The organism is Alishewanella sp. BS5-314, assembly GCF_025377695.1.
In the GTDB taxonomy this organism is placed as follows: domain Bacteria; phylum Pseudomonadota; class Gammaproteobacteria; order Enterobacterales; family Alteromonadaceae; genus Alishewanella; species Alishewanella aestuarii.
Genome location: NZ_JACEHJ010000001.1, coordinates 1 through 25,356, shown reverse-complemented (window position 1 = coordinate 25,356; position 25,356 = coordinate 1). Strand labels below are relative to the sequence as shown.

Annotated in this window: 21 protein-coding genes, 1 tRNA gene and 1 pseudogene; 10 read left to right on the top strand and 13 right to left on the bottom strand. The window is 51.1% G+C overall.

Annotation, left to right across the window (positions count from 1 at the left end; translation table 11 throughout):
* The first annotated feature begins 2 nt into the window (after positions 1-2).
* From H1D31_RS00115 to H1D31_RS00105, 3 genes are read left to right on the top strand one after another with little or no spacing between them, the layout of a single operon-like run.
* Positions 3-251 (top strand): hypothetical protein, encoded by a 249-nt coding sequence (locus tag H1D31_RS00115; protein ID WP_261255064.1) that lies wholly within the window; start codon positions 3-5, stop codon positions 249-251.
* Positions 238-1,107: an HprK-related kinase A gene (locus H1D31_RS00110; protein ID WP_261255063.1), complete on the top strand. Its 870-nt coding sequence runs from the start codon at positions 238-240 to the stop codon at positions 1,105-1,107. The genes H1D31_RS00115 and H1D31_RS00110 overlap by 14 nt, the downstream gene beginning before the upstream one ends.
* The gene (locus H1D31_RS00105) at positions 1,097-2,203 is read left to right on the top strand and encodes a nucleotidyltransferase family protein (RefSeq protein ID WP_261255061.1); all 1,107 of its coding nucleotides are present in this window, start codon (positions 1,097-1,099) and stop codon (positions 2,201-2,203) included. The genes H1D31_RS00110 and H1D31_RS00105 overlap by 11 nt, the downstream gene beginning before the upstream one ends.
* Here H1D31_RS00105 and H1D31_RS00100 read toward each other — a convergent pair.
* Positions 2,181-3,494 (bottom strand): Na+/H+ antiporter NhaC family protein, encoded by a 1,314-nt coding sequence (locus tag H1D31_RS00100; protein WP_261256415.1) that lies wholly within the window; start codon positions 3,492-3,494, stop codon positions 2,181-2,183. The two genes, H1D31_RS00105 and H1D31_RS00100, sit on opposite strands and share 23 nt — an antisense overlap.
* A gap of 200 nt (positions 3,495-3,694) precedes the next feature.
* On the opposite strand from H1D31_RS00100, the gene H1D31_RS00095 reads away from it, so the two are divergent.
* The 7 genes from H1D31_RS00095 (at position 3,695) to greA (ending at position 14,107) form a co-directional block, all read left to right on the top strand.
* On the top strand, positions 3,695-5,566 hold the full coding sequence (locus H1D31_RS00095) for an MFS transporter (protein ID WP_261255060.1): 1,872 nt from the start codon (positions 3,695-3,697) through the stop codon (positions 5,564-5,566).
* Between the two features lie 214 nt (positions 5,567-5,780).
* Complete coding sequence (locus H1D31_RS00090) at positions 5,781-6,785, top strand: SGNH/GDSL hydrolase family protein (protein WP_261255059.1); 1,005 nt, start codon at positions 5,781-5,783, stop codon at positions 6,783-6,785.
* A gap of 141 nt (positions 6,786-6,926) precedes the next feature.
* Positions 6,927-8,081: an iron-containing alcohol dehydrogenase gene (locus tag H1D31_RS00085; RefSeq protein ID WP_261255058.1), complete on the top strand. Its 1,155-nt coding sequence runs from the start codon at positions 6,927-6,929 to the stop codon at positions 8,079-8,081.
* 118 nt (positions 8,082-8,199) lie between these two features.
* A complete protein-coding gene (dapB, locus tag H1D31_RS00080; RefSeq protein WP_261255057.1) occupies positions 8,200-9,009 on the top strand; it encodes a 4-hydroxy-tetrahydrodipicolinate reductase in 810 nt (269 codons plus the stop codon).
* Positions 9,010-9,259: 250 nt separating this feature from the next.
* On the top strand, positions 9,260-10,384 hold the full coding sequence (gene carA, locus H1D31_RS00075; RefSeq protein ID WP_261255056.1) for a glutamine-hydrolyzing carbamoyl-phosphate synthase small subunit: 1,125 nt from the start codon (positions 9,260-9,262) through the stop codon (positions 10,382-10,384).
* 28 nt (positions 10,385-10,412) lie between these two features.
* The gene (gene carB / locus H1D31_RS00070) at positions 10,413-13,634 is read left to right on the top strand and encodes a carbamoyl-phosphate synthase large subunit (RefSeq protein ID WP_261255055.1); all 3,222 of its coding nucleotides are present in this window, start codon (positions 10,413-10,415) and stop codon (positions 13,632-13,634) included.
* Positions 13,631-14,107, top strand: coding sequence for a transcription elongation factor GreA (greA, locus tag H1D31_RS00065; RefSeq protein ID WP_261255054.1), 477 nt, complete (start codon positions 13,631-13,633; stop codon positions 14,105-14,107). Before carB ends, greA begins: the two co-directional genes overlap by 4 nt.
* A 47-nt stretch (positions 14,108-14,154) precedes the next feature.
* On the opposite strand, the gene H1D31_RS00060 is transcribed toward greA, so the two are convergent.
* From H1D31_RS00060 to H1D31_RS00005, 12 genes and pseudogenes are all read right to left on the bottom strand, one after another.
* A complete protein-coding gene (locus H1D31_RS00060) occupies positions 14,155-15,288 on the bottom strand; it encodes an RNA polymerase sigma factor (RefSeq protein ID WP_261255052.1) in 1,134 nt (377 codons plus the stop codon).
* Positions 15,289-15,295: 7 nt separating this feature from the next.
* The gene (locus H1D31_RS00055; RefSeq protein ID WP_261255051.1) at positions 15,296-16,243 is read right to left on the bottom strand and encodes an alpha/beta fold hydrolase; all 948 of its coding nucleotides are present in this window, start codon (positions 16,241-16,243) and stop codon (positions 15,296-15,298) included.
* 390 nt (positions 16,244-16,633) lie between these two features.
* Complete coding sequence (locus H1D31_RS00050) at positions 16,634-17,785, bottom strand: site-2 protease family protein (RefSeq protein WP_261255050.1); 1,152 nt, start codon at positions 17,783-17,785, stop codon at positions 16,634-16,636.
* A gap of 88 nt (positions 17,786-17,873) precedes the next feature.
* A tRNA-Gly gene (locus tag H1D31_RS00045) sits at positions 17,874-17,947 on the bottom strand.
* 216 nt (positions 17,948-18,163) lie between these two features.
* Positions 18,164-18,448, bottom strand: coding sequence for a hypothetical protein (locus tag H1D31_RS00040; RefSeq protein ID WP_261255048.1), 285 nt, complete (start codon positions 18,446-18,448; stop codon positions 18,164-18,166).
* A gap of 9 nt (positions 18,449-18,457) precedes the next feature.
* Complete coding sequence (locus H1D31_RS00035) at positions 18,458-18,685, bottom strand: hypothetical protein (RefSeq protein ID WP_261255047.1); 228 nt, start codon at positions 18,683-18,685, stop codon at positions 18,458-18,460.
* The gene (locus H1D31_RS00030) at positions 18,678-20,468 is read right to left on the bottom strand and encodes a hypothetical protein (protein WP_261255045.1); all 1,791 of its coding nucleotides are present in this window, start codon (positions 20,466-20,468) and stop codon (positions 18,678-18,680) included. The genes H1D31_RS00035 and H1D31_RS00030 overlap by 8 nt, the downstream gene beginning before the upstream one ends.
* The gene (locus H1D31_RS00025; protein WP_261255043.1) at positions 20,465-20,752 is read right to left on the bottom strand and encodes a hypothetical protein; all 288 of its coding nucleotides are present in this window, start codon (positions 20,750-20,752) and stop codon (positions 20,465-20,467) included. Before H1D31_RS00025 ends, H1D31_RS00030 begins: the two co-directional genes overlap by 4 nt.
* A 3-nt stretch (positions 20,753-20,755) precedes the next feature.
* Complete coding sequence (locus tag H1D31_RS00020) at positions 20,756-21,769, bottom strand: hypothetical protein (RefSeq protein WP_261255042.1); 1,014 nt, start codon at positions 21,767-21,769, stop codon at positions 20,756-20,758.
* 12 nt (positions 21,770-21,781) lie between these two features.
* Positions 21,782-24,199 carry a hypothetical protein gene (locus H1D31_RS00015; RefSeq protein WP_261255041.1) on the bottom strand — a complete coding sequence of 806 codons (2,418 nt, stop codon included), beginning with the start codon at positions 24,197-24,199 and terminating at the stop codon, positions 21,782-21,784.
* A gap of 13 nt (positions 24,200-24,212) precedes the next feature.
* Positions 24,213-24,578, bottom strand: coding sequence for a hypothetical protein (locus tag H1D31_RS00010; RefSeq protein WP_261255040.1), 366 nt, complete (start codon positions 24,576-24,578; stop codon positions 24,213-24,215).
* Positions 24,575-25,356: pseudogene (locus H1D31_RS00005) on the bottom strand (phage tail tape measure protein); the annotation flags it as partial. The gene H1D31_RS00010 and the pseudogene H1D31_RS00005, both read right to left, overlap by 4 nt.

Here is a 25,356-nt window from a genome sequence, read left to right as displayed (position 1 = left end):
TTTTGCGACTGGATTTGCCCAGACTGCACCCTAAAACACTGTTCTATAGCTTTGCTGATGGCTCTGGAACAGTGTTTTTTGATCCTGATACCGGTGAAACCCTAGCCTTGGAGTGGAATGCCGCAACTCTGCAAGCGGTGCTTAGCGGTTGTAGTGATATTAAACTGGATCTCCAAACGTTAAGTAAATTGCGGGCTTTCGGTAGCTGGCCAGACAGTATGCGGCTTGACGAACAGCATGACGATAACTAAGCAGCTTTATCTCCCTCCCTTTACCTTCAGTGTGACAACCGATATCCCACTGGTGGTCGATAATCTGCAGCGGCTCTATGCCCATGCTCCCCAGGCTGAATCCTTATTGGTCGATTATCCGCTACGACTGGAACGGGGAGCCGGCTTACGTCGTTTGTTTAAGCCTCAGGCGCGTTTTTTTGCCGATACGCAGGAACCGTTCCAGCCGTTACAATTGCAGCAAGGTTATGCGATGTTGGAATGGGGGATGAACTGGTGTATTGCTGCACACGAAATGCAGTATGTAATTATCCACTCAGCGGTGCTAGCCAAAGGGGATAAGGCCATTTTGTTTCCTGCACCACCGGGCTCGGGTAAAAGTACCCTGACGGCCTATCTTGCCTTTAACGGCTGGCGTTTATTATCCGATGAAATGGCGCTGATCCTGCCGTTTAGTAATAAGGTGCAACCCTTTGTCCGGCCAATCTGCCTGAAAAACCGCTCCATTGCGCTGGCTAAAAGCTGGTTCCCGACAGGGGTGTTTTCCAGCATTGCTACCGACACCCACAAGGGTGATGTGGTGCACCTGTCGCCGCCTGCTGCCAGCTGGCAAGGCGCTTTGCAACAAGCTGAAATTGTAGCAGTGGTGTTTCCGAGTTATCAGGCTGACACCAACCTGGATATTTATAGCCTGGATCAGACTCAGGCCTTTATGCAGCTGGCGCGAAATGCTTTTAACTTTGGTGTGATAGGGCAGGAGGGCTTTGCCACCCTGACCGCTATTATTGAACAGGTGCCAGCCTTTGAGGTGCAGTACAACGATTTAACAGCCGTGGCCGCGTTTCTAGAGCAAGAGGTACTGGCTGATGCGCGCTAGTCAGCTGTTGTTACAGTTATTTCAACAACCGCAACTGGCGTTGACACTCAGTGCGGATAGTTGGGTGCATCTGATCAGGCTGCTGCGTCAGCAGCAGCAACTGGCCCGTTACGCCTATTTGTTCCGCAAGGCCGGCGTCTTTACACAGCTGCCCCAGTACGCGCGCCATCACTTACGCAATGCCGAAATTATTGCCGATAAGCAATATCGTCAGGTTAGCGCTGAGGCAGCTGAGCTGACGCAGTTACTGGCACCGTTGCAGGTGAAACCGGTATTTCTGAAGGGCGCAGCCTATGCGTTACAGCAAGGATTGCCGGCCGGAATAGGCCGGACTTTCAGCGATCTGGATATTTTGGTACCGAAAGAGCAAATTACAGCGGTAGAGCAAAGGCTGTCGGTATTTGGCTTTTTACCTGAGCCGGTTAGTGCTTATGATCAGCATTATTACCGTAAATGGACACATGAGATCCCGCCGTTACGGCATCATAGCCGCGGCACTATTCTGGATATTCATCATAATTTGATCCCACCCATCTCGGGCCGGGCGCCGGATATTCGCCGTTTCTGGCAGCAGCTGAACCTAACCGCCGACGGTTATCAGGTGCTGAGCTTACCGGCTATGACCTTACATAGTCTGATCCATCTGTTTTTTAACGAGGATTTCAAAAAGGGCTTTCGGGACCTGACCGATCTGCATTTGTTATTTGCCGGCTTTAGTGAGCAAGATTGGGAGCAATTGCTGCAACTGGCCGAGCAGACCGGCTTTATGTTTGAATTGATGCTGGCTTGCCGCTACACCAGTTATTTACTGGCGACGCCAATTCCTGCCTGGGTGATGCAACAAACCGAGCAGTACCAGCCGTCAAAACTGCGCTTACGGCTACTGGATTTTATCTTCCTGCGACTGTTAAGTCCGCAGCACCCGTTATTAAACACTTATCTGGATCAGCTGGCCGCGCTACTGGCGCTGATCCGTGGTCACTGGCTGAAAATGCCGCCACAGATCCTGTTCGGGCACCTGAGCGTGAAAGCATTTTGTGCTGTACGTGATGCCCTCTTTGGTAAGCACCAATTTAGCCCGAAACGGCCTGGCTAGGCTGGCGGCGCGCTAACACGACACCCAAGGCTACCAGCAGTAAAATCAGGCAGTAGTAGTTGTGTGTAATCACCTGCCACGGCGATAAGCCAAAACTGGCACCCAGTAACAACGCCTGCGCACCATAGGGGACCAATCCCTGGCTGATACAGGCAAAGATATCCAGCAAACTGGCACTGCGCCGTGGGCTGATCTGGTGTTGCTGCGCCAGATTGCGGCTAACATCGCCGGTTAATACTATGGCAACGGTATTATTGGCAATACACAGGTTGCTGATAAAGGCCAGGGCGGCAATGGCAAGTTGTTGGGCCTTATTGCCAGCAAGGCGCAGTTTAGCGGTAACGGATTGGATCTGATTTGAGATCCACTGCAGACCACCTTGTTGCCGGATAAACTCGCTCAGACTGCTAACCAACATCGCCAGCAAGAAAATCTCCTGCACATTGGCAAAGCCGGTGGCGATATCTTTACCCAGATTACTCATCGCGTAATCGGCAAGCAAGCTACCCTGCAGTGCGGCTAATACGATCCCCAGCAGCAGTACCACAAATACATTTAAGCCCAGTACTGCCAGTACCAGAATGGCGGCATAGGGTAAAATGCCGGTCCAGTTATAGGCTTCGGTGCTAATTTGTGGGGAGTCTGAGCTAAGCAAGCCGTAAGCCAGAATCGTCAGCAGTGCCGCCGGCAGGGCAATTTTGATATTTTCTTTAAATTTATCAGCCATATTGGCACCCTGGGTGCGGGTAGCGGCAATAGTCGTATCAGAGATAATCGACAGATTATCACCGAACATGGCGCCACTAAGCAGTACCCCTGCGACTACTGCAGGATTCAGCTCTGCCTGATTGGCGATACCCACGGCTATCGGCGCCAGCGCGCCGATGGTCCCCATCGAAGTGCCCATAGCAGTAGAAACCAGAGCGGCAATAATAAATAAACCCGGCAAAATAAAAGCAGGCGGAATAATACTTAAACCGGCATTGACCACGGCATCGACGCCACCACTGGCGGTCGCCACACTGGCAAAGGCGCCGGCCAGCAGATAGATCAGACACATGGTAATAATATTGCTATTACCCGCGCCTTTAATAATAACGTCAATCGATTGCGTCAATGGAGCGCGATGCAGCCACACCGCCAGGATTAATGCCGGCAGAATGGCGACATGACCAGGCAATTGGTAAAACGCGTACTCGACATTCTGGCTTTGAAAATACAGGCCGCTGCCTAAAAACAGCAGCACAAAGAGTAGCAACGGCAGTAATGAGCGCTTAGCGCCGGTATTCATTGTTGTATCCACTAGAGCAACCTCAGCAAAATGGAAGCGCACTATATAGATGTCCAGACGTCTTGTCAATCTGGCGGCAGTTGAGGCATGTTGTGTTACGGCGTTATTCATTTGCCCCATGCTGAATAACATAGGGTATTTTGAATAAAAAACATACCGTTAGAGCGCAAGAATCATTATTAGCGAGTGCGGAGGCACGGATGGCAGCAAAGCAAATCATTGGCAGCAAGCGGTTTCTGCCGTTCTTTTTGACTCAGGCGCTGGGCGCCTTTAACGACAATGTATTTAAAAATGCGCTGATGTTGCTGCTGACCTTTAGTGCAGCCAGTGCTATGCCCTGGAGTGTTGATGTCAGTATGAACCTGGCCGCCGGGCTCTTTATTCTGCCATTCTTACTGTTTTCAGCCACCGCGGGTACCCTCGCCGATAGTGTTTGTAAAACGCGGCTGATCCGCTGGCTTAAATTACTGGAAATAGGTCTGATGCTATTGGCGGCAGCCGCATTCTTCTTTGAACAATATTTGTGGTTGCTCGGACTGTTGTTTTTGATGGGGAGTCAATCTGCTTTTTTCGGCCCGGTTAAATATGCCATCTTGCCGCAGTTGTTAACTGATCGACAGCTATTGGCGGGCAATGCCTGGGTGGAGATGGGAACCTTTATCGCGATTCTGTTGGGCACTATCGTTGGTGGCTTATTAGTCGGCGTAGCCAATGCCATGCTATGGATCGGCAGTTTAGTGGTGTTATTTGCGGTGTTGGGTTATCTGGCCAGCTTGCAGATCCCGGAAGTCGGCGCCATTGCTGCCGGTCCGCGTTTTCAATTTTCGCCCTGGCGGCAAAGCCTGGAAACTGTTCGTATCAGCTATCAAAACCGTACCCTGTATCTGGCAATTATGGCAATCAGCTGGTTCTGGTTTTTAGGAGCCAGCTATCTGACCCAGTTTCCGAATTTTACCAAAAGCCATTTAGCCGGTGATAATACTGTGGTGACGGCCTTGCTGGTCGCCTTTTCGGTTGGGGTAGGCATAGGTTCTATGCTTTGTGAGCGTCTATCCGGCGACAGAGTTGAACTGGGGCTGGTGCCCATTGGCTCTATTGGCCTGACGGTGTTTGGTATCAGCCTGTATTTTAGTACGCCGGCTGTTATGCCAGCGGAGTTGTTATCACTGAGTCAGTTTTTGGCCACTGCCTTTGGCTGGTGGATACTATTAGATTTAACCTTGATTGGTGTTTTTGGCGGGCTCTTTATTGTGCCGCTGTATGCGATGCTGCAGCAGCGCGCAGAGCCAGCGCAGCGCGCCCGCATGATCGCGGCCAATAATATTTTTAACGCGCTCTTCATGGTGGTTGCGGCGCTGGCCGGCATGCTGTTTCTGGCCGGACTTGGCTTGAATATCCCGGAGTATTTTCTGATCCTGGCGATTATGAATGCGGTGGTCGCGATCTATGTTTACAGCACAGTGCCGGAGTTTGTGCTGCGTTTTGTGATTTATCTGCTTAGCCATACCATGTACCGGGTGAAAGCACAGGGTTTAGAGCATATTCCAGAGGAGGGGCCGGCGGTACTGGTTGCTAATCATGTTAGCTATGTTGATGCGCTACTGATTGGTGGGGCAGTGCGCCGGCCGGTACGCTTTGTGATGTATAAAGGGATTTATCAGATCCCGGTGGCGAACTGGCTGTTTAAAGCCGCTAAAACCATTCCGATTTGCGGCAAGCAACAAGACGAACAAATGTATGAAGCCGCCTTTGCGGCTATTCGGCGTGAGCTTTCAGAAGGCAATCTGATCTGTATCTTCCCGGAAGGGCGCTTAACCCAGGATGGTGAAATCGATGCCTTCCGCACGGGCATTGAACGGATTATCGCCGAAACCCCGGTACCGGTGATCCCGATGGCGCTGCAGGGCTTGTGGGGCTCTTTCTTTAGCCATCATGGCAAGGGGGCTTTTAAGTTTAAAGGGCGCTTCTGGTCGAGAGTTAAACTGGCGGTTGGCGAGCCGGTGGCTGCAACGGACGTGACCGCAGCGAGCCTGGAGCAGCAAGTCAAAACGTTACGCGGGTCACATCCTTAGCCTGCTACTTTAGCCAATCAGCCGCCAGCGCATTGATTGTCAGGTTATTTTACAACTTGCTGGCCGGTGGCGTCTGGCTTTAATAGCGAACCGGCTCTGATCGGAGGTCTGGCAAGTTGTGCGATAAATGACCGAAGTTAGGCACGAAATCTGCTTAGTTAACCGGGTTGCCACTAAGGTAGCAGGTCTAAAACAATAATAAGGATAATTAACAATGACTTTACCGTATCTAAAATGGTTTCAATCAACCGCTGTAAGCCTCCTATTATTAACATTAAGTCTGGGCGCCAATGCGTCGCTGACATTCTCAAATCTTATCATCTTCGGTGATAGCTTATCTGACACCGGAAATGTGGCGCAATCAACCGGTAATCTGCTGGGAGGCCCCGCAGGTTACGGTAATAATGGTCGTTTCTCGAATGGTCAGTTGTGGCATGAGTATATGGCCACAGGACTGGGATTGAGCAGCACTCATTCCCTTGCCGGCGGCAATAATTTTGCTTATGGCGGTGCACAAATTGACAATGCCGGTGGCATTTCGGTTGGCGTACTGACGCAGTACGAGCAATATAAAAGCCGGATTGGCGCCAATCCGTTTGATGCCGATGCTCTTTACGTTGCCTGGGCTGGCGGTAATGATATGCGTGCTCTGGTTGGCAACGCCAACCCGCTGAATGCCATCAGCAGTATTATGGATGGCTTCCGGATGATGTTGACAGATATGGTTGTGCGCGGTGCCAGCACCTTGTTGGTCCCCAATTTGCCGAATCTGGGCGCCATTCCGGAATTCAGAACCGGCGCTAATGCTGCCAGCGCAACCTTTGTCAGTAACAGTTGGAATCAGCTATTAGAGCAAACACTGATTGATATTGCTAAAACACATCTGGTCGATATTTACCTGTTGGATGTGTTCAGTATTTTCGATGAGATCCTGGCCAATCCGGCAGCCGAGGGTTTTACCAATACCACCGGTCAGTGTCGTAGTTTGTTTCTGGGTTTAATTGAGCGTAGCTGTAGTCAGCCAAATCGCTTTGTATTCTGGGATCAAATTCACCCTACGACAGCTGCTCACAGTGTACTGGGGCGGGAGGCATTATTACTGTTGCAAAGTGGCCAGACAGTGTATCAGCGGGTACCCGCACCTGTGACGCTGCTGTTGTTAGTCAGCGGTCTGGCGCTGCTTGCCCGCCGTTACCAGCCGGCAGCCCTTAAACGCTAACCGGATAGCAATTAAAAAGCCTGCAGCGGCGCTGCAGGCTTTAATAGTCATTTCATGCGTTATCTCTGTTAACCATTGATCCAGGCCGGTTCTAGCCCCATAGCATAAGGGTGTTTAACTATGCCGCTATGGAGCCTGCGCATGTTTAATTTTTCCTATCAAAATCCCACCCGTATTGTGTTTGGTAAAGATCAGATCAGCGAGCTGACTAATCTGTTACCCAAAGATAAAAAGGTACTGCTGATCTATGGCGGTGGCTCAATCAAGCGTAACGGCGTTTATCAGCAGGTGGTCAAGGCACTGGCTGGCGTCAGTTTTATTGAATTTGCCGGTGTTGAGCCAAATCCCGCTTTTGAAACGCTGATGCGGGCAACGACGTTAGTGAAAGAGCAGGGCATTGATTATATTCTGGCGGTCGGCGGCGGTAGCGTAATTGATGGCGCCAAATTTGTTGCCGCTGCCGCCGTATTTAACGGCGATCCCTGGGATATTCTGGCCAAAGGTGCCAAGGTCACAACGGCAGTGCCGCTGGGTTGTGTACTGACACTGCCCGCTACCGGCTCGGAGAGTAACGGCAATTCAGTCGTTACCCGCTATGAAACCCAGCAAAAGCTGGCCTTTAGCAGTGAGCTGGTGTTCCCGCAATTTGCTATTTTGGATCCGACTGTCACTTACAGCTTGCCACCGAAGCAGGTGGCCAATGGCGTGGTCGACGCCTTTGTGCATGTGATGGAGCAGTATCTGACCTATCCGGTTAATGCACCGGTACAGGACCGTTTTGCTGAGGGCTTACTGCAAACTCTGATTGAAGAGGGCCCGAAAGCATTGGCGGAACCAGAAAACTATGACGTGCGCGCTAATGTGATGTGGGCCGCGACCATGGCACTGAATGGCCTGATTGGTCAGGGCGTGCCGCAGGATTGGGCCACTCATATGATTGGCCATGAAATTACTGCGCTCTATGGCTTGGATCATGCACAAACCCTGGCGATAGTGTTACCGGCACTGATGCAGCAACAACGCGCTGCTAAAGGCGCCAAGTTACTGCAATATGGTCAGCGGGTCTGGCAACTACAGCATCAGGACCAAGAGCGGCTGATTGACGAGGCCATCAGCCACACCCGGCAATTCTTTGAGCGGATGGGCGTACCTACCCGTCTGGCTGACTATGGTATCAAAGCCGATGCCGTCGATAAGCTGGTCGATAAACTGGTGCAGCATAAGATGATTAAGCTCGGCGAACACCGGGATATTACGCCCGAAGTCAGCCGCAGTATCCTGCAACGGGCGCTGTAACTCAGAATGAACAGCCGTTTTTCCTTAAAGACGGCTGTTTTGCTTTTGTAATCAGCCGGCTTTTGGTCTAATAGCGGCCATTAAGAACAATGATTGATTGAAGAGTGCAGAGCATAATATGACCTCAATTGGGATCTTTGGTGCCAATGGCCGTATGGGCCGGGCTTTGGTGACAGTAGCAAAAGAACAGCAATTACAGCTCACAGCAGCCACAGTGAGATCCGGTTCAGAGTTAGTGGGGCTTGATGCCGGCGAACTGGCCGGCTGCGGTAAGATCGGGCTGGCGCTGAGCGCTACTGCCGCTGCGGCAGTGCAGCAAGCTGACGTGTGGGTCGATTTTACCATGCCCGAGCCGATGTTAGCCCAGTTGGCACTCTGCGTGGCAGAGCGTAAAGCCATGGTGATCGGCGTCACCGGCTTAACCGATGCCCAGTATCAGCTGATTCAACAAGCCAGCACGCAGATCCCGATTGTCTGGGCGCCGAATATGAGTGTCGGCGTGAATTTGCTGCTACATCTGGCTCAAACTGCCGCCAGGGTGATGGGGAATACGGCCGATATTGAGATTATCGAAGCGCACCACCGTTTTAAAAAGGACTCGCCGTCGGGTACCGCAATGGCGATAGGTGCCAGCATTGCCCGTAGTCTTGGCCGTAACCTGAACGAGGTTGCCGTCTATGGTCGCGAAGGCATGATTGGTGAGCGGCCGCAACAAACTATCGGCTTTGCCACAGTAAGGGGCGGCGACATTATTGGCGATCACACCGCGCTGTTTGCAGATCTTGGCGAAAGGCTGGAAATTACCCACAAAGCATCAAGCCGTAACACCTTTGCGCAAGGCGCACTGCGCGCTGCTTTATGGTTGCAAAATAAGCAACCAGGACTTTATACCATGCAACAAGTGCTGGGTTTGCCAAAGTTAGATTAAACTTTTGCGGCATTTAACGAAAAAACGTGTTAAAGCCGCTATTTTTGTAAAAACAAAAAATAGTCATAGCCAAATTAGCGCTTATCACCTAAAATAAGCAGGTTTGCCCGTACGCTCGAAGATTTCCTGGTTTTGTTATCATTACCGGGAGCTGTTAGCGCACGGTAAATACGGGTATCAGAATTTTAGGTCAAAACGGGTTGTAAAACGCCACTGGTTTTCGCCCGTTTTTTGCTGTTTGGAGGTTATTTTGACTAAGTCCGCCCTGCTCGTACTGGAAGACGGCACCGTATTTCGCGGTACAGCCATTGGCGCCGAAGGAGTTTCTGTTGGTGAGGTAGTATTTAACACCTCGATGACCGGGTATCAGGAAATTTTAACTGACCCCTCATACGCAGAACAAATTGTGACTCTTACCTATCCTCATATTGGCAATACCGGAACCAATGAGGAAGATGAGGAATCCGGCAAGATTTGGGCAAAAGGCCTGATCATCCGTGACCTCCCGCTGTTAGCCAGCAATTTCCGCAACCAACTCTCTCTTAGTCAATATTTACAAAACAACAATATTCTCGGCATCGCCGATATCGATACCCGCAAATTAACCCGGATCCTGCGTGAAAAAGGCGCCCAGAATGGCTGCATTATGGCCGGTGATAATCTGGATGAAGCTAAAGCACTGCAATTAGCCAAAGGCTTTCCAGGGTTATCGGGGATGGATTTGGCAAAAGAAGTCACCGTCAGCGCACCTTATCAGTGGACCGAAGGTAGCTGGCAGCTGGGCGTAGGTCATCAGGCCGCTGCCGCCGGGCGCTTCCATGTCGTAGCATATGACTTTGGTGTGAAACGCAATATCCTGCGTATGTTAGCGGACCGCGGCTGTAAACTGACCGTAGTACCGGCGCAAACCCCTGCCGCTGACGTACTGGCCTTAAACCCGGATGGTATTTTCTTATCTAATGGCCCGGGTGACCCAGCACCTTGTACCTATGCTATCGAAGCGATTAAAGCCTTTTTAGAGACCGATATTCCGATCTTTGGTATCTGCTTAGGTCACCAGTTACTGGCCCTGGCCAGCGGCGCTAAGACGGTAAAAATGGTGTTAGGCCATCATGGTGGTAACCACCCAGTACAAAACCTCGACACTAAACGGGTGCTGATTACTGCGCAAAACCACGGTTTTGCGGTAGAAGAAGCCAGCTTACCAGCCAATTTACGCGCTACCCATAAATCGTTATTCGACGGCACCCTGCAAGGGATCCACCGTACTGATAAACCGGCATTCAGTTTCCAAGGCCACCCGGAAGCGAGCCCAGGCCCGCACGAAGCCTCAGAGCTGTTCGACCACTTTATCGCGCTGATGCAAAAAGCCTAAGCAAAGAGAATTACGGAGATTTACTGCAATGCCAAAACGTACCGACCTAAAAAGTATTCTGATCTTAGGCGCTGGCCCTATCGTGATCGGCCAGGCTTGTGAGTTCGACTATTCAGGCGCTCAAGCCTGTAAAGCCTTAAAAGAAGAAGGCTACCGCGTTATTCTGGTGAACTCTAACCCGGCCACCATTATGACCGATCCGGAAATGGCCGACGCCACCTATATCGAGCCAATTCACTGGCAGGTAGTAGAAAAAATTATTGAAAAAGAGCGTCCGTGCGCTGTGTTGCCGACCATGGGTGGCCAGACAGCACTGAACTGTGCGCTGGATTTAGAGCGTCACGGTGTACTGGCGAAATACAATGTTGAAATGATCGGCGCCACGGCTGATGCCATTGATAAAGCTGAAGATCGCAGCCGCTTTGATAAAGCGATGCGCTCTATCGGTTTAGCCTGTCCACGTGCCGGTTTAGCCCACTCTATGGAAGAAGCCTATCAGGTACTGGAAACCATCGGTTTCCCTTGTATTATCCGCCCGTCATTCACCATGGGTGGGTCAGGCGGTGGTATTGCCTATAACCGCGAAGAATTTGAAGAAATCTGTACCCGTGGTCTGGATCTGTCGCCGACCAAAGAGCTGCTGATTGACGAATCGTTAATCGGTTGGAAAGAGTACGAGATGGAAGTGGTGCGCGACAAGAACGATAACTGCATTATCGTCTGTTCGATTGAAAACTTCGATCCGATGGGCGTTCACACCGGTGACTCGATCACCGTAGCGCCGGCGCAAACCCTGACTGACAAAGAATACCAGATTATGCGTAACGCCTCGTTGGCGGTATTGCGTGAAATCGGCGTAGAAACCGGTGGCTCAAACGTACAGTTTGGTATTAACCCGGTTGATGGCCGGATGGTCATTATCGAAATGAACCCGCGGGTATCGCGCTCATCTGCACTGGCCTCAAAAGCCACTGGCTTCCCAATCGCCAAAGTAGCCGCCAAGCTGGCGGTAGGTTATACCCTGGATGAACTGGCCAACGATATTACCGGTGGTGTTACCCCTGCGTCATTCGAGCCAAGTATCGATTACGTAGTTACCAAGGTGCCGCGCTTTAACTTTGAAAAATTTGCCGGTGCTAACGATCGCTTAACTACCCAGATGAAATCAGTGGGTGAGGTAATGGCGATTGGCCGTAACCAGCAGGAATCGCTGCAAAAAGCCCTGCGTGGTTTAGAGATTGGTGTCTCAGGTTTAGACCCGATTATTGATATCAATGCGTCGGAAGCCAAAGAAAAGATTATCCGTGAACTGCGTGAACCGGGCGCGCACCGTATTTGGTATATCGCCGATGCCTTCCGTTTTGGCATGAGTATGGACGAGATCTTTAACCTCACCAAAATCGACCCCTGGTTCCTGGTACAAATTGAAGATCTGGTAAAAGAAGAACAGGCGCTGAGTGTCGACGGCTTTGCCGCGCTGGACGAAACCCGGATTGCCCGCTTAAAACGCAAAGGCTTTGCCGACAAGCGCATTGCTGAAGTGCTTGGCGTCAGCGAAACTGAAGTGCGCAAAAAGCGCTACAGCTACAATATTCACCCGGTTTATAAGCGGGTTGATACCTGTGCCGCTGAATTTGCCTCTAACACCGCTTATATGTACAGCACTTATGATGAAGAGTGTGAAGCAGCACCGAGCAACCGCGATAAGATTATGATTATCGGTGGTGGCCCGAACCGTATCGGCCAGGGTATCGAGTTTGACTATTGCTGTGTGCACGCGGCGTTAGCGCTGCGTGAAGACGGTTATGAAACCATTATGGTGAACTGTAACCCGGAAACCGTTTCTACCGATTACGACACCTCAGACCGTCTGTATTTTGAGCCTATTACGCTGGAAGATGTGCTGGAAATTGTGCGCAAAGAACAGCCAAAGGGTGTAATAGTGCAATACGGTGGTCAAACGCCACTGAAATTAGCCCGCGCTTTAGAAGCTAACGGCGTGCCAATTATTGGTACCTCGCCGGATGCGATTGACCGTGCCGAAGACCGTGAGCGCTTCCAGCAAGCGGTAACCCGCTTGGGCTTAAAGCAGCCGAAAAACGCCACCGTGACCAGCCTGGAAGAAGCCATTGCCAAGGCACCGGAAATCGGCTTCCCGATGGTGGTGCGCCCGTCTTATGTACTGGGTGGCCGGGCGATGGAAATCGTTTATGACGAGCAAGACCTGCGCCGTTATATGAACGAAGCGGTAAGTGTGTCGAATGACTCGCCGGTATTGCTGGATAACTTCCTCGATGACGCCATTGAAGTCGATATCGATGCCATCTGTGACGGCAAAGAGGTAGTGATTGGCGGCATTATGGAGCATATCGAGCAAGCCGGTGTGCACTCAGGTGACTCGGCCTGTTCATTACCATCGCATAGCTTATCGCAGGCGGTACAGGATGTGATGCGTGAGCAGGTACGCAAACTGGCACTGGAACTGGGCGTAGTCGGTCTGATGAATACCCAGTTTGCGGTCAAAGATGGCGAAGTTTACTTAATTGAAGTTAACCCACGTGCTGCTCGTACTGTGCCCTTCGTATCGAAAGCCACCGGTGTAGCTGTCGCCAAAGTCGGTGCCCGCTGTATGGCAGGCCGTTCGCTGGCAGAGCAGGGCATTACCAAAGAGATTATCCCGCCGTACTTCTCGGTAAAAGAAGTGGTGATCCCGTTTAACAAGTTCCCGGGCGTCGATCCGATCCTTGGTCCGGAAATGCGTTCTACCGGTGAAGTAATGGGCGTAGGCGATACCTTTGAAGAGGCCTTTGCCAAAGCGGAACTGGGCTGTGGCATTGTGATCCCGACCGGTGGCCGTGCCTTGCTTTCTGTACGCGACAGCGATAAAGTGCGCGTGGTTGAGTTAGCTAAACGTATGGTGGAATCTGGTTTTGAACTGGATGCCAGTGGCGGTACGGCGGCAGCGTTAAAAGCGGCCGGTATTGAATGCCGTGTAGTCAATAAAGTGTTCGAAGGTCGTCCGAATATGCTGGACCGGATTAAAAACGGTGAATACAGCTATGTGGTGAATACCACCGAAGGACGCCAGGCCATTGAAGATTCCAAAATGCTGCGCCGTGGCGCCTTACAGCATAAGGTAAACTACACGACAACGCTGAATGCCGCTTTTGCTACGGTAAAAGCCAATGCGGCCAGTGCTTTTGCTAATGTCGTATCTGTACAGGAATTGCATAAGAGAGTTAACGGATGAGTTTAATCCCGATGACAGTTCAGGGCGCAGAAGCACTGCGCGCTGAGCTGAACGAGCTAAAAACGGTAAAGCGCCCGACGGTGATCCTGGCGATTGCCGAAGCGCGTGCGCATGGCGATTTAAAAGAAAACGCCGAGTATCATGCCGCCCGCGAACAGCAGGGTTTTATTGAAGGCCGGATCCAGGATATTGAAGCCAAGTTGTCCAATGCGCAAATCATTGATGTGACCAAGTTGCCAAATAGTGGCAAGGTGATCTTTGGCGCTACCGTCACCATTCTGAATCTGGATACGGATGAAGAAGTGACCTACCGGATTGTCGGTGATGACGAAGCGGATATTAAAAATAATCTGATTTCGGTGAATTCACCGATCGCCCGTGGCCTGATTGGCAAAACAGCAGATGAAGTGGTTAATATTACGACGCCCAAAGGCGTGGTTGAATATGAAATTACCGACGTACAGTATCTGTAAGTCTTCAATGCTGAATTAAAAACGCCGGCGCTGATGCCGGCGTTTTTTTATCCCCAAAACCAGCGGCCGTTTTTAACCAGCCCCGCTATCAAGCCGGCAAAGCCGGCTGTCGCACCACCGAGCATCCCAAACCAACACCAAAACAAATTATTGCGATACTGCCGTTTTGCTGCTGCACTCTGTGCGGCTTTTGCTAATAAGCGCGGTTTAATGGTTTGCCATACCCGAAGTTGCAGATAAACCACACCGGTCATAAAAAGGCCAAAGGCCAGCAGCGGAGCTATAGCGCCGGCGGTAAATTCGTATGCGGCAGCCAGCAGTAAGCCTGAGAGGCCAACCCAAGCCAAAGCCTGATTGCGATAACGCAATAAGCGACTGCGCTCGTGATCACTGGCGGCATTTTTCAGTGGCGCGCGCATCCCCAGCAACACACCGAGCATGCCGCCGAGCGCGCCAAGTAAAGCCCCACTAAATAGCCAGCCAAATTTTGCCAGGCCGCTGCTATGTGCTGCCATAGCACTGGCGGTCGCGGCGGCTGCGGGTGGGCTACCGACCAGTAAGGCGCTAAGCACAGCACTGCTTAGGCCCACACCCGGCGCAGTGCTTAAAATCAGTTTGCCGTATCTGGCTAATAGCTGCTCTTTTAGCAATTCCCGCACCCGCTGCAGTTTTTTCCGGACATTGGCCTCCGTCAGGCCTAATAAACTAGCAACTTGTTGGCTATTTTGTTCTTCACGGTAAAACAGCAGTACGATTTCCCGGCTCTCCGGCGGCAGCTCATCCAGCAGATTACGGATCAGCGTGGCTTGTTCGCTGCGCAGTAATTCGTCTGTCGGACTGCTGTCGCTGGCAAAAGTCTCCAGCAAGGCTTCAGCGTCAGTGCCGCGCTCGGTCTGTGCATCCCGTTGTTCGCGCAGATAGCTATAGGCGCGATAACGGGTGATCTGGCGCAGCCAGGGCAAAAAGCTGGCCGGGTTTTGCAGGCTGTTCAGTTGCTGCCAGGCGGCAATAAATACCTGCTGACAGACCTCTTCACTGGCGTCTAAATCTTTAACAATCGCCAGTGCAATACTGCTGATACCATTTTGGCAGCGCTGTACCAGGCGGCTAAAGGCCTGCATATCGCCGGCGATGGCAGCGCTAACATCGGGTTGTAATTGTTGTTCTATGCTAACCGACATAATCATGTTACTCCTGTAACGCCTGACGCAGCGTGCTGATAAACCACTCTGGTTCATCCAGCATCATAAAATGGCGGCTATTAGTATTCATCAGCAGGGTAGCATTAGCAATGCCGGCAATTTGCTGCTGGTAAAGGGCGGCGGCCTGTTGCTGTTGCGCTGCGGGTAGAGCACCACTGGCGCCCAACAGCCAGACTTTACTGGTAATGGCGGTAACCTCAGGGCGTAAGTCCGTGGTGAGCAGTTCATACATCGCCTGACCAACGCTATTCGCATCGGAGGCCGCGGCCATTTCCAGTACCAGTTGCTGATGCTCTGGCGCCCTGGCCTGAATAAAAATACCCTGCGCCGCACCGGCTTTAAGTTGTTCGCCATTCAGTTGCTGATAATAGGCTTTAATTTGCAACGCTTGTTGCTGCATATCGGCAACCTGGGTCGCAGGATTGCGGCTAAAAATTGGCGCAATATAGGGCAAGCCATCGACGGCGACTACCGTGCCGATTCGCTCCGGAGCGCTACTCGCCAGTGAGAACGCCAGAAAAGCGCCCAGGCTATGACCGACAATAGCCGGCCGTTGTAGTTGTTGCGTCGCAATATATTGCAGTAAATCCTGTTTTAACCGCGGTAACAGCTCGCCCGCAATGGCCGGGGTACCGGCAAAGCCAGCCACGCTAATCAGGTGCAACTGATAATCCTGCTTTAGAGCTGCAGCAGTGTGCTGCCATATCCGGCTATCAGACATTAAACCGGGGATCAGTAATACCGGCTTGCCTTCACCTATTACCTCGACCTGAAAACTGGGGACGGTTTCGACTTCGGCGGCTTTTAATTGCGGCGCTATTACGCCGCCAAAAATAGACATAAAAATGGCGAAAAATGTCCAAAAGCCAGGTTTGGCTTTAGCGGATTTTTTCTGTGCTTGGGTATTATGAGTGTGTTGAGTGGTGTTTTGCATGGCGATATCCTTAGTTAAGTATGGGTTACCTTAACAAGTCGCCGCAGCTCGCTGTGGTGTGACAAAAAATCTTTAATAATTTTTATTTTTTTGCTTTTTCAGCTGCCAAGCCGTGCCTAATTGATAAAAGCTGAGCTTGCTTCCGTAAACTCATAGGTCCTTGCTACAGATTTTGGGTTGACGACCAGGCAGCGCGCAGTTCTTACCTCTCGCCTAGGCGATTACAAGGCAGATCCTGCACAAGGTGAAAGCTGGGATTCTGCTATCACTGAACTTCGCAGCTACGCAACATAAGCTCAATCCCATCGAATTCGATGGGATTAGCGGTGCAGTAACAAAAAGCAAAGTCCTCGAATTCGAGGACTTTAAAGGCTTAGTTAAATTAAAAAATCAGCTGGAAATAAAAATCAGTGGCAAGTTAGTACCCGGAATACCGCTATCTGCCATTAATACCGATAGCCAGAGCAAAATGGCCAACAAGCCGCAGTAAGCCAGGATAGTGACTAAAATACCGGTGTCGGTCATTGGCGGTAGGGCTTTATCGCGCTCGTCGGTATCGCTTAGTAAGTCGAAGGTGCCGAGGATGCCAAACAGCATTAACAGGTAAAAGCCAAAATACCAGGCGGCGCAGGACAGGCCGCCGGTTACCACCACTAAGCCTATTTTCGCGGCCTTACCCTTACGGCTATAGGCGGCAGCTTGCACGATCCGGCCACCATCCAGCGGCACCATAGGTAATAAATTAAACAGGTTAAGCAATAAACTGATAGCAGCAAATAGCGCCAGTGCCGGGTACTGGGTTTCCAGCCACAGCCAGTAAGCCACCAGAGCCCCTACGGTACCAAAAGCCGGCCCGGCGATGGCAATTTTAAAATCCTGCCAGCGGCTAGTTGCTCTTTCACTAACCGCTACACCGCCGATAAAGGGGAGCAGATAAATACCTTTAACCTTTAAACCACAGCGTTTCATTGCGTGCAGATGGCCATATTCATGGATCAGTAGGGCGGCAATCAGCCCCAGTGCAAACTCTAGATTAAACAACCAAGCCCAACCAGCCAGCGCGGTGCCGGCGAGCGCGGCTTTAATGGCGCCGGCACTTTTGGATAACTTTAAGATCAGTACACCGATAACCAGTAGCGGCCGAAACCAGCGCCGTTCAGTTACTTTATGCTCGGTCTCGATGGCCGTTTCAGTTTCGGGTGTCGTGGCACAGTCGGCAAGGTGCTGTTCTGGCGCTGGAGAAAGTTTTTGCTCGAATTTGGCCAGCCATTTTGGTGGTTGTGCCGGTGTAGTTCCCTCATATAGCACGGCAGTTGTGTTTTCTAAGCGGTAAGTGACCAGCGCCGTTTTTAGCGATACCCGAAAATGCAGCCGTAAAGGCCCATGTTTTGGGCATAAGAAACGATGATCATTGCTGGTACTAAAGAATGCCCGTCCTTGTGACACCAACTCACCGTTGCGGAACAGTAGTTCCTTACCAAAGTTATTGGCTTTCAGCTGATAAAAAACCTGATCGTAAGAAAATTCAAACAAAGTCTGCATAGTGTCCGGGGAAGCATTTATTTTCGGACAGTGTAGCAAAGTTTAAATAAAAGTTAATTGAAATGATCGGAAATTATCGACAGTGAACTGGAGCGGGTGACGGGAATCGAACCCGTATCTCGAGCTTGGGAAGCTGGCATTCTACCACTGAACTACACCCGCCTGACGCGAAGCGCTAAATTACGGTTTGGCGCCCGTACTGTCAAGCCTGATCTGGTGCCGGTTGACATAACAGTACCAAAACGCCACTCCAATCCAGGCTGCGGCTGTACTGACCAACAGGTGTAGCCGCCCGCGCTTCGTGATAAATCTGTCTCAGGCTTCGTGATAAATTTATCAGCTTCGTGGGACAACTTTAGAGCACGGTTACTTACACTATCAATCGATTAAAACTAACGCCTTTTCTGCCCGCTTACAAAGCCCCTTTAAAGGGTATTTAACCAGCCTTTCACCGGCTGGTTTTTTGCGGATAAAGCTAAGGTGAGTTATGCCTGGTTTGGTTTGCAAGTAAGCGATCAGCTCTCTGATACATGCTGGCGATATCGAGCCAGATACGCCCTGGATACTTGCAGTATCGCCGAAGTAGGTAATGGTAAACGCCACACTAAAAGTACTGCCAAGCTCTTGTGACCGATAGATCTCTGCAATAACCTGGGCGCCCATTTGGACCTCCTAAACGTCGATATCGGCATAGGGCAGATCTGCTGCTGCGCCTATAATGCGGCCGTCCTCTATATATGCTTTGCTGCCGATCTCAACGTCCTGGCCAAGCACGGTTATACTGGTGCCGGACATGAGTTCTACGGCACTGGTGCCGTCATCATTATGCGCCGTTACTGTTGCCACTGTGCGGGTGGCGCGGGCCGTGAGTACCCGCAGCCGCTGGTAATTGTTAGTCATAGCTACGCAATACTCCTACGGTTTGGCGAACTGTGATGGCGCCGTCATTTGTGCGCTCGGCGCGAATGCTCAGGCTGTCGACAGTGGCCTTATAGCTGTCGGTTTGCCATACCACACCCAGCAATGAGCCGGGCAGGCAAGGGGGCAGATTGGCCATTACCGGCAGCACAATGCTGATCTCGTCTTTGTAGCCACTATCTGCCAGCTCAGCCGTACCGCGCATCCGCGCTGCCTGGTTGTCGGTGATGAGTGCGTCTACTATATCAGGCGCTACAACATCGCCAGCGGTGCCAGTACGACGAACGCCACACATCACGCCCTGTTGCTCACCCCGAACAAATACCTTGTTATAAAGTGGGTTTACGGCCGGCGTACTGTTGTATTGCAGGATCACATCGTCATGCACAGCGATATCCGGCGTGGCTGCTGCAATAGCCCAGGGAACAACTGGCCAGCGCGGGCGTACGATCAGAGTGTTGGTAGCGCCGTCGGCATAGACCATACCGCCAATGGCAGACACTACTTGGGCGATAGCTTCCATCTTGGTTTTGTTTTGATAGCTGAACGCGCCGGCAGGCACATTATAGGCTGTCATTTGATAGTCGAGTGTCCAGCCGGTGCCTGCCAGCTCGTCGCTAATTAATGCAGCTACGCCTTTGGCAGTACTGTTAGTGTAAGAGCGCGGTGCAACGTGTGGGCTTGCTAATGCCGCAATGCTGCTACGGGCATTTACGGTCCAGGATGTTTGGCCAAATTGATGGCTAAGACTTGGCTGCTCTGCCAGACCGAAAAACTCATATCCGTTTACCACTAACTTAAATAGCTGCGGGCCACCGGCAAAGAGCATGTCTTTATCGCCCCGGCTACCACATGCCAGGCTAATAGCTGCGGCCCAGCTGCTGCGGCTGAAACTTAGCGAGGCGCTAAAAATATTGACCTCTTGATTGTCGCTGACTCGATAGCAGCGTAACTCTGGCTGCATAACATAGCTCCTGCGGCGCGGTGGCCGGATGGGTTTTGTTGTGTCGATGGTTGGTACGTCGGGCGCGGGCGGTATTAGGCCGCCGCCGATGTCCAGATCGCAAATTATTGGGTTATTGGCATTGCTAAAGCGCAGCGTTACACGGCCTACTGTGGGCTGTGCCGGATCTGCAAATTGCAGCACTACGCGGCCAACCGGTGGCCGGTAATCCTGAGTACAAATAAAGGTTGCTGGCCGTGGGCCGTATGGCAGTCGGTAGTAGCGGGTAATGTCGCCGCCGTTTTGCCAAAGTAAGTCGTACCGCTGGGCAGTGATGCCGGGGTAACGATAGCCAGTGGTTAGCTGCAGTTGCTGGATGCCAGAGCGCCGCCAGCTGGTTTGCCACTGTTGCTGCTGCATCGGCGCTTCCCGCCAGTTGGTGCCGGTTACCTGTTGCTGTATTAACAGTTGCTGCCAGCCGGTTTTTAGCTGCTGGTTAAGTACCGGCAGCACTTGCCACTGTACACCAAACTGGGTGGTGATTACCGGCGGTAAGCGCCAGTTTGCTGTGCTTTGCAGCGTGGTTGGCGCTTCGGCGGTGTAACGGATCCGCACCTTTGCAGTAATGTCGTTGCCAGAGCGCCAACGGGTATGCAGTTGGTTTTGCTGCAGCGGCATACGGCGGTAGCTGGTTGCCAGGGCCATGATGGTGTTGGGTAGTAGGTTTGGCGGTGGTGGCGGTGCTTCGCCGGCAAAGTCGAGGGTAATCGGACTAACCGGAAAATAGGCCAGTTCCTCAAACTGCAGCACTAACACAGTCATTCCGGCATCAGCTCCGCTTGCACAAAATCCGCAACAACCGCGTTATAAGTCATAGTATCGTCGTATGCCTTAACACATAGATATCTTGTTGAAGCGTATGCTGGTGGTAATCTGCGAGTTATTTCACCGTTGTTTTCAACAAAACTATGCCATAAAAGTTCCTGTGTTTCTCGATCTACAACAACAATACGCTTACGTGCTGGAGCCGATGAAACTTGTGTTTTTACAGTTAAAAACGCTATAACTTGTGGTTCAGGAGGTAGTAAAGCTGAACGAAAAAACATAGGCTACCCCCAATCTTCCAGATTTATCCAAAAAATTATACCGCCGTGTGTACTACTAGAAGAAATTATTGAAACACCTAAATAATTTACGCCGTCAATTTCCTTTATAACCGGCCAAGTCTCGGCGTGGAAGCCCCTCAGTTTAGGTGTCATAATACCCGGCATACGACCTCTGATTAAAGGTCTATCGGTAGCAAACATAGTTTCAGCAGTTAAAGAAACCTCTCTTTTAATATACAAATATTCAATAATTGAACCTGCCGGCCAAGAAGTGTTGCTCACTATAGAATTCGGGGTACCTGTACCCGGTAAACCTGGTACATAAATACTATAAGCTGAAGATAAGGCTGAGCCATCTACAGATGTAGGGAAAAGTATTCTGCTCCTAGAAGCATCTCCACTAAACGTTGCATTTAAGTTATTGGTCGTATCACTATAAAATGACAAAGGACCAACTACCCCCGAGTTCATAGTGCCGATTGTAGGTGCGGAGGTAGTTGAATTGGAGTTAAAACCTGTGCAAATAAACTTTGAAGCATCCTCGGGAGTTAAAGAATCAATATCACCACAAAAAAAACAAACTTCCGGTATTGATGAATTAAAATTTTGACTTGCGTGGTGCAGTATAAAATAAAACGATTTTTTATTGCCCACAAGAATCCAGCGAGTAAAACTAGGATCGGTTCCTATAGTATTCAAATACCCTGGGTTAAAAAGGTCGGCAAAACTGGTTCCTGTTGCAGCCTGTGCAGATTGAGTCCTAATATAAGGGCCTGTTAAGCCGCTCTGCGTAGTAAAACGAAAAACACCGCCGCTACCGTTTACAGGGGAGTTCCTAAAAACAGCTACACCGTCGGTAGGATCTTCGTACTCCAGTGTCCAACCAAGAGGGTCTTTTGTACCGTAACCCTCAACCAGACATTTTTTCAATATGTTTAAAATTTGCTGGGCATTTGACGGGCTTCTTTGTGGCGCACCTGGATCATCCCACCGATAAACTGTTACTGGCTGTGCCATAAAATCCTCCTGTTAATCCGCATTACCACGGAAATGTAATCTGATTGAATCCTGCTCGATTTGACTATGGCCTGCGCTGACTGGGCGAGCTAGTACGATTGGCGGGAACGATGAGTACGTGTTTAAACGAACGCATTCGCCGGCATTCCAACCGCCGCCCCAGCCTTGTTTGCGTATTACAAAGTACGGCTGCTGGGTGTTGGGGTTAATGGGTGCAAAATCATTTAAAGTGTCGCCACTGGCGATAAGCCCAAGGCCCTTGCCAATACAGTTAAATGCGGTTGGGCTGGTAAACACGATTACCCAGCGCTCGTTAATGGCGCTGCGGTTCTCGACTTCGATGGGATAGTTCAACTCGTTAAAATTGCCGACTGCAGGGCTGCCGGTAATAGTGTCGCTCCAGACATTGCTCCATGTTGTCATGTCAAAAAGCACTTCAGCTGATGCCTGCAGATTGCCCAGTACTTGCACACTGCTTACTACGGATCCTGCTGGGTAGTCTTGATTAAGAGGCGCTGTTAGTTGCAGGGCGTTTTGTGTTACATCAGATACCAGCGCCATTTCTGCGATTGTGTCCGATATCTCAAATGGACCGGTAAAGCCGGTGGTGTCCACAATAGTGACTACGCCTGTGGTTTTGTTGTAGCTGTAGTGGGCATCTAACGGATGCCACAGGCTGGCCCCATTGCTGTCGACGATATCAATAAAGGCGTTTGGCCGTTGGTTTAAGGTAGTGCCATTTGGTAAGTCGGCCGCTGTGCTGTATTGGTTGTGGCTGATGTTTACTACGCCAAAAGGCCGGAAAATTGGCACCCGGCCGTTGTTAGTTAGGCGCAGCTGGTTAATGCCGTACAGCGATGCTGGCGGGGTTAACGGCAACAGCTCGGTAACCGTATAGCTGAGGCTGCTGCGGGTGATGGCGGCGGTAAACGTTAGCGATACAACGCCGTTTGCCACTGTACCGCTTACACCCACGCCGCTAATGGTGCCATTGGCATCTGCTGATGCGCTGACTGCACCACCGGCGGCTAACTGAGCAGTAATGTAGAGGGTGTCGGTAATAATATCGTCGTACGCCAGTACAAAATTGACACTTGTAGTGATTACGCCGGCGCCTGCGTCATTTTGTATCACAGCCGTGTACTGCAGGTTGCTGTAGCCGTTTACATACTGCGATACCGAACCATCGGTGTTAACAATGGCTGCTAACTGCCATGTTAACGAGTTAACTTGAGCGTATACGCCGTCGGTGCGCCATTCTGCAGATCGCGTACTACCACTAAATACAATAGTGCCCCGAATTGTTTGCTGCGCAACGCTATAGCCTGCCGGCATCGCTGTGCTGTTGGACCACATTTGGTAAACAGTCGCGTCAAAGTAGTAGATATAGAGATCTGTGCCGGCATCAGGTTGTACAGGCAACGAAAACGTAAATGTACCAGCTGAATAACTTGCGTTATTAAATGTGCGGCTTTGCAGCGCTCCGTCGGCAATGTAGTTAACGATAAACATCGGCTCGCCAGCGACGCTGAGCGTGTTGAGATCAGCCGCATCTTGCATGTCTAGCACATAATTTATGCCATTTGCAGGAGTGGTTAGCGTTTTACGCTGCAGGCCATTTATTGTATCGAATGGTTTTGTCGCTGCACGCACCACAGCTTGAGTTAGACGCGGCAATAGTTGGCCTGTTGTTTTTGCAACGGGTAATATCTGAGCAGCGGCAGAGACTGGTGCTGTCAGGCGGGTGCAGCCGTGGTAAGTAACATTGTCGTTTACAGTTACTGCGCGCAGTTTAGTGCAACGAGTTTGGCTATTAATATTGGTATCTCGACCCGGTGCATTAAACGGGATGCCCGGTTCAAAAATAACGTTCTGGCCTAGTATTGCTGTAACAACTTTAGCGAAGTGAGTAAAACGCGGAAAGTTTACATTCTCGGCGCCGGTATACTCTACTGAGATCGCGATGATGCTGCCGGGGTTAAGGCTAACAACGGGCTGCTCGTTTACTCCGGCGTTGCCACTTAAATCAAAGGCATTAATGATGTTTTGCCCTGATGCCATTTCTGAAAGCCCCGAGCGCAGCAATAAACCCGGTGTTACCCCAGATTCAATGATATTGACGATTTCAGCGCGAGTGCTGGCATCATTAATAGCTGCTGATTCGATCATAATAATGTCGACCTGAGGATCCTCTGGCGGCTCGTTGATCAGCACATGGGCATCTTGCAGCAAGGCGGTGTTTGCAGTGCTAACGCCAGCGTAAATTTTGACGATATCTAACGCGCTTTGGGCATGGTCGATAGCGCTGATATTGCCAAATACGTCGTTTAGCTGGCCGTTCGCTACTTCGTTCGCTGTGCGCTGGCCGCCTGCGTTGGCGTTTTGCGTCATGCGCTGTGATTTAAAGATTTTTAAGTCGGTTCTTAGCATGGTTAAACGCCTTTTAAATGGTCATAAATCGCAGGGTTACACCCATTAATAAACTGGTGTTGTCCGGGTCGGTTTCGTTCTGCAGTGGATCGGCGCTGATAGGGCCAGCGGCAAAATCCCACATCACGGTAAATTGGCGGCCATCGCCCAGGGTGATATCAAATTCGCCTGGCGTGGCTTCGGCATGTGCAACCAGAGCATTTACCGTGGCGCGGGTTAACATGTCGTCTTGCAGTACGATGGGTCGGCCAGCCTGTCGCTGTGCTACCTCCACAATGAGCGCGCCGCTGCTGGCGAACTGCGTATTAGCGGTGCGGCTGTTCCAGCTGTATTCGTTAATCCAGGGCATATCTGGCACGGTTAGGGTGTCGATAATCATAAGCTGGTACTCCGGGCGCGCTCGATTTGGGCGAGCAGGCGGTCTGCTTCTGCGCTATCGATGCTTGCGGTAAAAGTGCGGCCTGGCATAGCCAGCTCTAAGCGCACAGTTCTGGCGTTGCCACTATTCGTTACTGGTGCGGGACCTGTTGGGGCTACAACCGGCAAAGGCGCGGCAGTGCTGGGGCTTGTAGCGCTGGTAGTGGTTGTACTGGTGCGGCGCGTAGTGGTTGTTGAGCCTGTTGCCGCAGCTTCTTCGGCCAGCTGCTTTTGCTTAATTTTGTAGATATCTTCGGCCAGTTTAAGGGCTTGTTGGGCTGCTGCCAGGGCTTCTTTGTCGCCACTTGCCTGGGCAGCTTTTAGTTTTTCGCGCAGCTCGGCTACCTGGGCCTCGTAACGGCGTTTTTCGATAGCGGCCTGGTTGTTGTTGAGGCGGTCGAATTCGTCCTGGAGTGAAAGCAGCGTGCCTTGTAGTTCGTCGCGGAAGCTTATCAGACGGTTTTCGGCGTCAGTAATGGCCTGGCGTAAACCGCGCATTTCGTTTTCGCCAAGGTATCTAAAGTTGGTATCGGTTTTCCGGGTGATATTTGCCAGCTGCGCCATGGTGAGAGTGGTGCTGCCCAGCTGCTCTGTTAAACGGCGCATTAACAAGGTTTCGTTGATAATGTTGCGCTCGCGGGTAAAGGCGGCATTACTTGCGCGTGCCAGTTCGGTCCACCAGATATTGGTTACCCGGTTGTTTTGCACTATAAAGCCGTTAAGCTCATTAAAAAAAGAAA

Coding starts and splice junctions, on each gene's coding strand:
- H1D31_RS00055 (WP_261255051.1), bottom strand. CDS start 16,243: ATGCAAAACACCACTCAACACACTCATAATACCCAAGCACAGAAAAAA.
- H1D31_RS00015 (WP_261255041.1), bottom strand. CDS start 24,199: ATGCTAAGAACCGACTTAAAAATCTTTAAATCACAGCGCATGACGCAA.
- H1D31_RS00020 (WP_261255042.1), bottom strand. CDS start 21,769: ATGGCACAGCCAGTAACAGTTTATCGGTGGGATGATCCAGGTGCGCCA.
- H1D31_RS00110 (WP_261255063.1), top strand. CDS start 238: ATGACGATAACTAAGCAGCTTTATCTCCCTCCCTTTACCTTCAGTGTG.
- dapB (WP_261255057.1), top strand. CDS start 8,200: ATGACCTCAATTGGGATCTTTGGTGCCAATGGCCGTATGGGCCGGGCT.
- H1D31_RS00085 (WP_261255058.1), top strand. CDS start 6,927: ATGTTTAATTTTTCCTATCAAAATCCCACCCGTATTGTGTTTGGTAAA.
- H1D31_RS00105 (WP_261255061.1), top strand. CDS start 1,097: ATGCGCGCTAGTCAGCTGTTGTTACAGTTATTTCAACAACCGCAACTG.
- H1D31_RS00060 (WP_261255052.1), bottom strand. CDS start 15,288: ATGTCGGTTAGCATAGAACAACAATTACAACCCGATGTTAGCGCTGCC.
- H1D31_RS00035 (WP_261255047.1), bottom strand. CDS start 18,685: ATGACTAACAATTACCAGCGGCTGCGGGTACTCACGGCCCGCGCCACC.
- H1D31_RS00050 (WP_261255050.1), bottom strand. CDS start 17,785: ATGCAGACTTTGTTTGAATTTTCTTACGATCAGGTTTTTTATCAGCTG.
- carB (WP_261255055.1), top strand. CDS start 10,413: ATGCCAAAACGTACCGACCTAAAAAGTATTCTGATCTTAGGCGCTGGC.
- H1D31_RS00030 (WP_261255045.1), bottom strand. CDS start 20,468: ATGACTGTGTTAGTGCTGCAGTTTGAGGAACTGGCCTATTTTCCGGTT.
- H1D31_RS00025 (WP_261255043.1), bottom strand. CDS start 20,752: ATGTTTTTTCGTTCAGCTTTACTACCTCCTGAACCACAAGTTATAGCG.
- H1D31_RS00010 (WP_261255040.1), bottom strand. CDS start 24,578: ATGATTATCGACACCCTAACCGTGCCAGATATGCCCTGGATTAACGAA.
- H1D31_RS00095 (WP_261255060.1), top strand. CDS start 3,695: ATGGCAGCAAAGCAAATCATTGGCAGCAAGCGGTTTCTGCCGTTCTTT.
- H1D31_RS00100 (WP_261256415.1), bottom strand. CDS start 3,494: ATGAATACCGGCGCTAAGCGCTCATTACTGCCGTTGCTACTCTTTGTG.
- H1D31_RS00040 (WP_261255048.1), bottom strand. CDS start 18,448: ATGGGCGCCCAGGTTATTGCAGAGATCTATCGGTCACAAGAGCTTGGC.
- greA (WP_261255054.1), top strand. CDS start 13,631: ATGAGTTTAATCCCGATGACAGTTCAGGGCGCAGAAGCACTGCGCGCT.
- H1D31_RS00090 (WP_261255059.1), top strand. CDS start 5,781: ATGACTTTACCGTATCTAAAATGGTTTCAATCAACCGCTGTAAGCCTC.